Here is a 9,940-nt window from a genome sequence, read left to right on the forward strand (position 1 = left end):
GTGGATGGACCGGGTAGGTCGCTCTGTCGTCAATTTCCGTCGGTCACATCACCCGCCCGCAGAAACGTCGGGGTCGATGACCCACTCATCCCTTGACAGCAGCCCGCCTGATAGTCGACACATCCTGCCCACTACCGTGGATTGTGTTGCTGCGAACGCCTTGAACGGCCTAGAGTCGCAAACCGTCGGCATGCTGCCACGCTGACGAATCGACATAGAGTCCTGGATGCCCAAGGAGGTAAGACGACTTGTGAATGAGTCGACAATTGCTCCCGGGGGTGGTCAGCCAGGACTGGCGCAGTACACCGCCGCCCAGCCGAGTGAGGAGCCCGGGGCCCGGCAGCCCTCCGTGGGCTCGGCCGAGGTCGGCTCGGTCGCACTCCGCACTTTCGAAGCACGCCAGAACACAACGCAGGTGACCACGGTGACCGATCACGACGCCGACCTGGCGGCCTACGGCCTGGCCTACGGCGAGTTCGCCTACGGCGCCTACGACGACCCGGACGCCGAGTACGAGCCGGACCCGGAGTACGCCGCCACGCTGGCCCCGGACGCCGCGCGCCAGCGCCGCGAGCGGGTCGGCCCGACCGGCCGTCCGCTGCCGTACTTCCCGATCCCCGCGCCCGTCGCCGAGCACGGCCCCGCCCAGATCATCGCCATGTGCAACCAGAAGGGCGGCGTCGGCAAGACCACGTCGACCATCAACCTGGGCGCGGCGCTGGCCGAGTACGGCCGCCGGGTGCTGCTCGTCGACTTCGACCCGCAGGGCGCGCTCTCGGTCGGCCTCGGCGTCAACCCGATGGAGCTCGACGTCACCGTCTACAACCTGCTCATGGAGCGGGGCCTGACGGCCGATGAGGTGCTGCTCAAGACGGCCGTGCCGGGCATGGACCTGCTGCCGTCCAACATCGACCTCTCCGCCGCCGAGGTGCAGCTGGTCAGCGAGGTGGCCCGGGAGTCCGCGCTGGCGCGCGCCCTGAAGCCGCTGCTGCCCGACTACGACTACGTCATCATCGACTGCCAGCCCTCGCTGGGCCTGCTGACGGTCAATGCGCTGACGGCCGCTCACAGCGTGATCGTGCCGCTGGAGTGCGAGTTCTTCGCGCTGCGCGGTGTCGCGCTGCTGACCGAGACCATCGAGAAGGTGTGCGAGCGGCTCAACCCCGAGCTGCGCCTGGACGGCATCCTCGCGACCATGTACGACTCGCGCACCGTGCACAGCCGTGAGGTGCTGGCGCGGGTCGTCGAGGCGTTCGGCGAGCACGTCTTCCACACCGTCATCGGGCGGACCGTGCGCTTCCCGGAGACCACCGTCGCCGGCGAGCCCATCACCACGTACGCCACCAACTCGGTCGGTGCCGCCGCCTACCGCCAGCTCGCCAGGGAGGTGCTCGACCGGTGCCGCCCCGCCGAGTGAGTCTCCCGGGTGCCGACGAACTGTTCCGGACCACCGGCGGGATGGCGCTGTCGCCCTCCCTCGCGCCGCGTCCGGCCGCCGAGGCATCCAGACCGGAGACCGCGCGGACCGTCAACGGCCAGGACGGCGCCGAGGGCGCCGAGTCCGCCCAGGGCGCCCAGGACGGCCGGCAGCTGCCGCCGGAGCAGTCGGCGGCCGGCACCGTGCCGGCGCCCGCGCAGCCGGGCGTCCAGCGGCCGGGTGGGGCCCCCGGGGTCGCGCCGGGTGCGTCGGCGGCCGGGAAGACCGTGCCCGGCGGCCGTGGCGCCGCCGCTCCGGCGGCCCGGACGCACGCGGGTGCCGCCGAGGAGCAGGCAGGTGCCGCCGGGCGCGCCCGGCCGCGTGGCCGGGCGCCGCGCAGGCCCACCGGGCGCGAGCGGCACGACGAGAAGATCACCGTGTACGTGTCCGCCGAGGAGCTCATGGACCTGGAGCACACCCGGCTGGTCCTGCGCGGTGAGCACGGCCTGGCCGTGGACCGCGGGCGGATCGTCCGGGAGGCCATCGCGGTCGTCCTGGCGGACCTGGAGCAGCGCGGCGAGGCGTCCATCCTGGTTCGGCGGCTGCGCGGGCGGTAGGGCGGCTGAGGGCGGCTGAGGGCGGCCTGGGTGTGCCGCCGGGGGTGCCGAGGGGCGTTGGGCCCGGCGCCGGAGGGCCGCCGGTCGGGTGGTCGGGTGGCCGGGTGGCCGAGTGGTGAGCGTCATGAGCCGGGCTCATGGGGCCGTCCCTGCCTCGGGGTGACGCCGAGGGCCATGAGCCGCGCTCATGGGGTCGTCGTTCGTCCCGGTTCCGAGGGTCATGAGTCGGGCTCATGGGCGTCGCCCCGGCATGAGGGCCGTTGTCGGCCGCTGCGGGGCCGCGGGGCGGTCGGGCGTCACCGGGCCGATGGCCCGGGGCCGAGGCCCGTGACGGGCCCCTGGAGGGCCGTTTCCGGATGCCGTGGAGCCGCCCGAGGGTCCCGCTGGGCGGCGTGTCGGTGGCCCCGGGGCGTGGCCGGGGGCGGGGACGGGTGAAGATGGACCGTCATGCCGAGCGCCACCGAACCAGCCGCCACCGCCGAGAGCGCGACCGAAACCGAGTCGCGGGGCGGCTTCCGGGTGCGGCTGGACAACTTCGAGGGCCCCTTCGACCTGCTGCTCAGCCTGATCGCCAAGCACAGGATGGACGTCACCGAGGTGGCGCTGGCCACCGTCACGGACGAGTTCATGGCGTACATCCGGGCGATGGGCCCGGACTGGGACCTGGACGCGGCGACCGAGTTCCTGGTGGTGGCCGCCACCCTGCTCGACCTCAAGGCCGCCCGGCTGCTGCCCGCGGCGGAGGTCGAGGACCAGGAGGACCTGGCCCTGCTGGAGGCCCGCGACCTGCTGTTCGCGCGGCTGCTGCAGTACCGGGCCTACAAGCGGGCGGCGGCGCTGTTCGGCGAGCGCTGGGCCGCCGAGCTGCTGCGCCGGCCCCGGACCGTCGGGCTGGAGCCCCGGCACGCAGAGCTCCTGCCGGAGGTGGTCATCACCATCGGCCCGCAGCGGCTGGCCGAGCTGGCGGCCAAGGCGATGGAACCCAAGCCGAAGCCCGTCGTGTACGTGGACCACATCCACACGCCGCCGGTCAGCGTGCGCGAGCAGGCCGGGCTGGTGGTCGGGCTGCTCACCGAGCTGGGCGAGGCGTCGTTCCGGCAGCTGGTCGAGGACGCGCCGGACTCCCTGGTCGTGGTCGCCCGCTTCCTGGCGCTGCTGGAGCTGTACCGGGAGCGGGTGCTCGCCTTCGAGCAGCCGGAGGCGCTCGGCGAGCTCCGGGTGCGCTGGGTGGCCGAGGAGGGCCGGGGCGCGGTCGAGGTGACGGACGAGTTCGACCGGCCGGCGGGTGAGGGCGGGGGACAGGTCTCGGGAAGGACCTCAGGACAGGTCTTGGGAGAGTTCTCGGACGAGGCGGAGGAGGGCGAGCGGCGATGAGCGGCGGGAACGAGGGCGGGCGCCCGGTGCGGCGCCCGCTGGGGCTGCCCGGGCAGCCGCGGGCCGAGGAGTGGCTGGAGCCGGCCTTCGCGCTGCTGCCGGACCCGGTGGAGTCGGTGGAGTCGGTGGACCCGGTGGAGCCGGGGGCCCGGGTGGACCCGGTGGCCGTGCCGGCTGCCGAGGGCCCGGTGGAGCCGGAGGCGCGGGTGGTGCACCAGAAGTCGGCTCCGTCGACTTCCGGCGCCGAGGAGCCGGCCGGTCCCGGGCTGCGGGCCGAGCTGGAGGCGGTCCTGATGGTCGTGGACGAGCCGGTGGCGGAGGAGCGGCTGGCCGGGGTGCTGGAGCGGCCGAGGGCCGAGGTGGCCGCGGCGCTGCGCGAGCTGTCCGCCGAGTACACCGCCCAGGGCCGCGGTTTCGACCTGCGGCTGGTGGCCGGCGGCTGGCGGTTCTACAGCCGGGAGACCTGTTCCGGAGCCGTCGACCGCTTCCTCCTGGACGGCCAGCAGGCCCGGCTCACCCAGGCCGCACTGGAGACCCTGGCGGTCGTCGCCTACCGACAGCCGGTGTCCAGATCGCGGGTTTCCGCCGTCCGTGGTGTGAACTGTGACGGCGTGATGCGTACCCTGGTACAGCGAGGACTGGTGGAAGAGGCCGGATCCGAGCCCGAAACAGGTGCGATCCTGTATCGGACGACGAACTACTTCCTGGAACGGATGGGGCTCCGCGGCCTGGACGAGCTGCCGGAGCTTGCTCCCTTCCTGCCCGAGGTCGACGACGTGGAAGCGGAGTCCCTGGAGGGCACGATGATCGCGGAGGCGGTCGCCGCCGCTGCCGCGCAGGCCGCGGACGGCAGTGGCGAGGCCGGTCGGGCCGGGCCCGATCGGTAGGGGGCGGTGAGGTCGGCCGAAACGACCGCACATCCCAGACGGAACGACGTACGGACACTTTGATGCGTAGCAGTGGCAACGGCAGGAACAGCAGCGGCGGCGGTAGCGGTCGCGGCGGACAGGGCGGGGGCCGGGGCGGCGGCTCCTACGGCGGCGGCAGCGGCGGCAGCCGCGGCGGCTCGGGCGCGCGCGGGGGTTCGTACGGCGGTGGCTCCTACGGGGGCGGCGGTGGCCGTGGCGGCTCGGGTTCGGGCTCGGGCTCGGGCTCGCGCGGCGGTTCCGGTTCGTACGGGCGGGACAGCCGCCGGGACGACCGGCGCGACGACCGCCGGGACGACCGGCGCTACCCGGACCGCCCGCTGCGGCCCGAGGAGCGCAGGTACGACCGCCCCGAGTACGGCGGCGGCCCCAACGCCACCCCCGCCCGCGGCGGCTTCGCCGGCCGGCGCCCCGGCCCGGCTCCGCGTCCGCGCCGTGAGGGCCAGCCCGCCCCGGGCGACCCGCGTCGCCAGCCGCAGCGCTCGCGCGAGCTGCAGGCCAAGATCGAGGACGCCGTCCTCGCCCGGCACGACAAGCCGGCCGTCAAGCTGCCCAAGACCTTCGGCGAGCCCGAGGGCGAGCGGCTGCAGAAGGTGCTGGCCCGGGCCGGCATCGGCAGCCGCCGCGCCTGCGAGGAGCTGATCGAGCAGGGCCGGGTCGAGGTCAACGGCAAGCGCGTCACCGAGCAGGGCAAGCGGGTCGACCCGCAGAACGACGAGATCAAGGTGGACGGCCTGACCGTCGCCACCCAGTCCTACCTGTTCTTCGCGCTGAACAAGCCGGCCGGCGTGGTCTCCACCATGGAGGACCCGGACGGGCGCCAGTGCCTGGGCGACTACGTGACCAACCGGGAGACCCGGCTGTTCCACGTCGGCCGCCTGGACACCGAGACCGAGGGCATCATCCTGCTCACCAACCACGGCGAGCTGGCCCACCGCCTCACCCACCCGCGCTACGGCGTGACCAAGACCTACCTGGCCGCCATCCAGGGACCGATCCCGCGCGACCTGGGCAAGCAGCTGGCCCAGGGCGTGGAGCTGGAGGACGGCTACGCGCGTGCCGACAGCTTCAAGGTGATCTCCAACGTCGGCAAGAACTACCTGGTCGAGGTGACCCTGCACGAGGGTCGCAAGCACATCGTCCGCCGGATGCTGGCCGAGGTCGGCTTCCCGGTCGAGAAGCTGGTGCGCACCCACTTCGGCCCGATCGCCCTGGGTGACCAGAAGTCGGGCTGGCTGCGCCGCCTGACCAACCCGGAGGTCGGCCAGCTGATGCGCGAGGTCGGCCTGTAGGCCGTCCGCAGTTCGCCCGTCGTCCCGAAGGGCCCCCGGTCGCCGTGGTGCGGCCGGGGGCCCTTCGGGGTTGTTCGGGGCCGTATCGGGTGGTTCGGGTCGGCTGGGGCGTACGGGGTGTGTGAGCCGGGACGCAACCGCTGGTCACGGCCTTGTCAGCGTCGTGATCCGTGGCAGAGGATGGCCACCGGGCCACCACCCCGCCGCGTGGCGGGACTGCGCCAGCACGGGCGCCGGTGGGGGCGGATCAGGGGCGAACGGGGGGAGAGGGCGTCGTGTCCGATGCACCACTGGGGCGGGCCGGCGGACAGGCCCTCGGCGCGCTGGGACTGGCCGAGCCGGACGGGCAGGTCTACGCGGCGCTGGTGGCCAATCCGCAGTCCACCGCGGAGGAGCTGGCGGAGGGCTGCGGCCTGACGCTCCAGCAGAGCGTGCGAGCGCTGGACCGGCTGTCGCAGCAGGGCATGGCCACCCGCGCGCCGGTGGATCGGCAGCGCTTCCTGCCGGTCGCCCCGGACGTCGCGATCGGCACCCTGATCGGCCACCGGGAGTCCGAACTGCGGCACGCCCGGGCCGAGATGCACCGGCTGATGGACGCCTTCCGGGAGGCCTCGCGCTACACCGACCCGGCGCACTCGGTGGAGGTGCTGACCGGCGGCGAGGCGATCGCCCAGCGGCTGGAGCACGTCACCGAGACCAGCCAGTACCAGGTGCGCGGCTTCGACCGCCCGCCGTACATCCAGGACCCGGTGGCGCCGATGCCGCTGCAGCGGCACCGGCTGCGCGAGGGCGTGAAGTTCCGGACGATCTACGACCGGGAGGCGGTGGCCTGGCCCGGGCGGCTGGAGCGGAACATCCTGGTCGGTGTCGCCGACGGCGAGGAGGCGAGGGTCCGGCCCACGCTGCCGATGAAGATGATCATCTCGGACGACCGGATGGCGATCATCCCGATCAGCGTCGGCGACAGCGTGCTGGACGCCGCGTACGTCATCCACCCCTCGGCGCTGCTCCAGGCGCTGGACACGCTGTTCGAGGCGGAGTGGGAGCGCGCCGTCCAACTCCAGGCCGCGATCGGCACCGGGGACGCCTCACTGGAGCCGGAAGCCGACCACCGCAAGCTGCTGGGGCTGCTCGCCGCCGGACTCACCGACGAGTCGATCGCCCGCTCGCTCGGCTGGAGCGCCCGGACCACGCAGCGGCGGCTGCAGAGCCTGATGCGGTCGCTGGGCGCCACCACCCGCTTCCAGGCCGGCATGGCGGCCCGGGAGCGGGGGTGGCTGTGAGCCGAGCTGCGGGGTCCGGCTCCAGGGGGTCCGGCTCTGGGGGGTTCAGCTCCAGGGGGTGAGGGAGGCCCAGCGGCCGTCGGGGCCGCGTTCGACCTTCTCCAGGCCGAGCACGGCGGAGCGGTTCAGCCGCCCGTAGATGTGCGGGAACAGCACGTCGGGGGTGGCCCCGGGCGGTGGGGCGCCGTGCGGGGCCTCCCACTTGACCATCGGCTCCACCAGCGACTCCTCGATCAGCAGCACCATCAGCGGGTCGGGGGTGTCGGCGAAGAAGGCGTTGGCCACCGCGAGCGCCGTCTGCTCGTCCGCCGAGCAGTGGATGAACCCGTCGGTGAGCAGCGAGGCGGTGGCGTACGGGCGGCCGGGGTCGGCCAGCCAGTCGTCCAGGGGGGCGAGGTGGAGGATCATGGTTCCTTTTCTACCCGTTGTCTCCGGTTTGGTCCTGAGCGGTCGTCATCGGTGAGGCCTCATCGGTGGGGCGCCATCGGTGGGGCGTCATCGGTGGGGCGGCGGTCTCCGGGACCGGCAGGGCGGTGGTCAGAGCCCGGCCACCTTGGCGGAGGCGGAGATCTCGTACACCAGTGTGAGGGTGCGGCGGGCGCCCGGGCCGAGCGGGACGTCCCAGCGGACGATGCCCTCGGTGTCGTAGGAGTCCGGGGCCGGGGAGCACTCCTCCTTGCGTAGCCGCACCTCGACCGCCGACACCTCGGAGACCGGCACCCGCTCGCGCACCGTCACGATCCGCTCGTCGTGCTCCTCCGGGCCGGAGAAGCGGGACAGGTGCAGCCGTACCGTCCGAGTGGTGGTCTGGCGGCCGGTGAGCCCGGCGGTGGCCTGGCGCTCCTCGGTCTCGCGGACCACCCGGTAGCCGTCCGAGCTGCCGAAGGAGAGCTCGGCCTCGGCGCCGGCGGCGGTGAAGCGCAGCTCGCCCCGGCCGGTGAAACCGCTGCCGCGGACCAGCTCGACCGGGCCGGCCAGCAGCGGGTGCCCGGCCGCGTTGCGGAACCGGACCACCTGGGTGACCAGCGCGGACAGCTCCGGGGCGCAGACGTACTCGCTGCTCGCCGGGCCGGTGAAGGCGCCGAGCGGCACCCGGTGCGCCCGGCCGTCGGAGGGCACGGTCGCGGGCGCGGGGGCCGGCAGCACCCGGACCTCGCCGCCGTCGTCCACCCCCGGCACCTCGGCGGACGGGCCGACACTGCCGATCGCCTCCTCGCGCAGCTCGACCTCGACCGTGCGGCGCTCCTCGTCGGTGCGCTCGCGCAGCGTCAGGACGTCCTCGACGACGGCCGGCGGGTCGATGGCGAGGGCGGAACGGGCGGTGGAGAAGGTGAGCCGGACGTTCGTCCAGTCCTCGCCGGTGCGCTGCCAGACCACCGCCTCCGACTCCAGCCGCAGGCCGCCGCCGTCCAGGGTCGCGCGGTAGGACGGGCGCCAGAGCGCGCAGGGCACCAGGTGGGAGACGGCCAGTGCGGCCGGGCCGGGCTGCGCCGCCTCGACGGTGAGCTCCAGGTGGGCGGTCAGCTCGGCCGGGTCCTCCTCGGCCTCGTCCAGGGCGATCAGGGCCTGTGAGCGCTCCTGCTCCAGGCGGCGCAGCCGGGAGTGGGTGGCGCGCAGCTCCTCGCCGTAGCGCTCGCGCTCGGTGTCCACCCGGCCCAGCTCGCGGGACCAGCGGGTGCGTTCGAGCTCGCCGACGCCGGCGCCCTCGCCGATCTCGCGCAGCAGGTCGGCGGAGAGCTGGGCGAGCAGGGCCAGTCGGGCCTCCAGCCGGGCGCGGGTCTGGTCGGCCAGTCGGCTCTCGGCGTCCAGCCGGTGCAGCCGGTGGCGCAGCTCGGAGTCGTCCGGGCCGGGCGGCTGCGGGGCGCGCGGGGCCCAGCTGCGGACCAGCCGGGCGTCCAGGACGCGTACGCCCGGGGTGGCGGACTCGGCGCGCAGGGTGCGGTCGACCGCGAGGGCGGTGAGCGGGCCGAGGCGCAGCCGCTGGACACCTGCGGCGAGGTCGACCGTCGTCGCGCGCTCGACCTGGCTGCGGTCCTCCAGGCAGGTGACGGCGGTGACGGGGAGGTCGCCCGGGATGGTGTCGGGCCGGTTTCCCGGCTTGTCACCCGTCGTGTCTGCGGTCATGGCTCCGGTCATGGTCAGTTCCTCCGGTTTCCGCCGACGATGGCCTTTCCGGCCGGGATCTTGATCAGGTAGCCGCCGTCCAGCTCGGTGCGGCCACCCGGCGGCAGGTCGACCCGCCAGAGCCGGGTGCCGGTCGGGCACTCCGGCGTGGAGACGGCCGGCGCGTGCCAGTCGGCGCGCTCCTCGATCCGGATCTCGGCGTCGGAGGTGACCGGCACGCGCTCGCGGACCTCCACGGTGACGGCGCGTCCGAGCCGGTTCGCCAGTTCGACGTGAACCCGGTGGTCGAGCACGGTGCTGTTGCCCTTCAGCATGCCGGTGGTGGACTCGCGCAGCTCGGTGCGGCGCGCCACCTCGATGCTCTCCGTGACGCCGATGCCCAGGCGCCGGGTGCCGCCGGGCGCCAGGGTGGGCAGGGCGGCGGTGAGCAGGAACTCGCCGTCCACGGTCACCTCGACCGGGCCGGCCAGGACGGCGCGGTCGGTGCGGTTGGCGAGCACCAGGGTCGCGTACACCTTCTCCTCGACGGCGGGGACGGTGACGAACTCGGGCAGGACGGAGAGCGGGATCTCGTCCACGGTCACGGTGTGCCAGGTGCCGTCGGACGGGATGTCGGCGGGGGCGGCGGCGTCGAAGCGGTGGTCGAAGGACCCGGCCGACTCGCGGGGCGGGACGGCGTGGCGCGGGAGGGGGAGGCGGCGGATCTGCTCGCCCGGGTTGCCACCCGGCAGGACCCGGTCCAGCTCCTCGCGTTCGAGGCGCTCGGCGCGGGGGTGCAGGGTGCCGCGCCGGGCGGGCGGCTCGTCGGGGCCGGCCAGGACGAGGTCGGGGTAATCGAGCAGGGTGGCGTCTGTCTCTTATACACATCTCCGAGCCCACGAGACAGGCAGAAATCTCGTATGCCGTC

9 protein-coding genes and 1 pseudogene are annotated in these 9,940 nt (G+C 74.1%); 7 read left to right on the plus strand and 3 right to left on the minus strand.

All coding sequences use genetic code 11. From position 1 onward, the window contains the following. The first annotated feature begins 349 nt into the window (after positions 1-349). The 6 genes from OP86_RS24475 to OP86_RS24500 all read left to right on the plus strand — a co-directional run bounded on the left by OP86_RS24475 (position 350) and on the right by OP86_RS24500 (position 6,909). A complete protein-coding gene (locus OP86_RS24475) occupies positions 350-1,417 on the plus strand; it encodes a ParA family protein (protein WP_030062542.1) in 1,068 nt (355 codons plus the stop codon). Continuing rightward, entirely contained in the window at positions 1,414-2,034 is a 621-nt protein-coding gene (locus OP86_RS24480) for a hypothetical protein (protein ID WP_030260599.1), read from the plus strand. The genes OP86_RS24475 and OP86_RS24480 overlap by 4 nt, the downstream gene beginning before the upstream one ends. 447 nt (positions 2,035-2,481) lie before the next feature. After that, positions 2,482-3,408, plus strand: a complete 927-nt coding sequence (locus tag OP86_RS24485; RefSeq protein WP_199815242.1) for a segregation and condensation protein A — start codon at positions 2,482-2,484, stop codon at positions 3,406-3,408. Positions 3,409-3,701: 293 nt separating this feature from the next. After that, complete coding sequence (gene scpB / locus OP86_RS33890; protein ID WP_234435102.1) at positions 3,702-4,295, plus strand: SMC-Scp complex subunit ScpB; 594 nt, start codon at positions 3,702-3,704, stop codon at positions 4,293-4,295. 62 nt (positions 4,296-4,357) lie between these two features. Further along, on the plus strand, positions 4,358-5,626 hold the full coding sequence (locus tag OP86_RS24495; protein ID WP_030260597.1) for a pseudouridine synthase: 1,269 nt from the start codon (positions 4,358-4,360) through the stop codon (positions 5,624-5,626). Positions 5,627-5,901: 275 nt separating this feature from the next. After that, positions 5,902-6,909, plus strand: coding sequence for a helix-turn-helix domain-containing protein (locus OP86_RS24500; RefSeq protein ID WP_158707038.1), 1,008 nt, complete (start codon positions 5,902-5,904; stop codon positions 6,907-6,909). A gap of 45 nt (positions 6,910-6,954) precedes the next feature. Here the strand turns inward: OP86_RS24500 and OP86_RS24505 are convergent, their stop codons facing one another. The 3 genes and pseudogenes from OP86_RS24505 to OP86_RS24515 all read right to left on the minus strand — a co-directional run. Further along, positions 6,955-7,317: a DUF952 domain-containing protein gene (locus OP86_RS24505; RefSeq protein WP_030062535.1), complete on the minus strand. Its 363-nt coding sequence runs from the start codon at positions 7,315-7,317 to the stop codon at positions 6,955-6,957. Positions 7,318-7,446: 129 nt separating this feature from the next. Then, on the minus strand, positions 7,447-9,045 hold the full coding sequence (locus OP86_RS24510; protein ID WP_425337767.1) for a mucoidy inhibitor MuiA family protein: 1,599 nt from the start codon (positions 9,043-9,045) through the stop codon (positions 7,447-7,449). A 2-nt stretch (positions 9,046-9,047) separates the two neighbouring features. After that, positions 9,048-9,734 (minus strand): annotated as a pseudogene (locus OP86_RS24515) (DUF4139 domain-containing protein); the annotation flags it as partial. Here OP86_RS24515 and OP86_RS39055 point away from each other — a divergent pair. Continuing rightward, positions 9,621-9,940, plus strand: a 320-nt coding sequence (locus OP86_RS39055; RefSeq protein ID WP_342447793.1) for a hypothetical protein, incomplete at its 3' end; no start/stop codon positions are given. The pseudogene OP86_RS24515 and the gene OP86_RS39055 overlap by 114 nt on opposite strands.

Origin of the sequence: Streptomyces novaecaesareae (assembly GCF_000716875.1) — a bacterium.
GTDB classification, from domain to species: Bacteria; Actinomycetota; Actinomycetes; order Streptomycetales; family Streptomycetaceae; genus Kitasatospora; species Kitasatospora novaecaesareae.

Coding starts and splice junctions, on each gene's coding strand:
- OP86_RS24485 (WP_199815242.1), top strand. CDS start 2,482: ATGCCGAGCGCCACCGAACCAGCCGCCACCGCCGAGAGCGCGACCGAA.
- OP86_RS24495 (WP_030260597.1), top strand. CDS start 4,358: ATGCGTAGCAGTGGCAACGGCAGGAACAGCAGCGGCGGCGGTAGCGGT.
- scpB (WP_234435102.1), top strand. CDS start 3,702: ATGGTCGTGGACGAGCCGGTGGCGGAGGAGCGGCTGGCCGGGGTGCTG.
- OP86_RS24505 (WP_030062535.1), bottom strand. CDS start 7,317: ATGATCCTCCACCTCGCCCCCCTGGACGACTGGCTGGCCGACCCCGGC.
- OP86_RS24510 (WP_425337767.1), bottom strand. CDS start 9,045: ATGACCGGAGCCATGACCGCAGACACGACGGGTGACAAGCCGGGAAAC.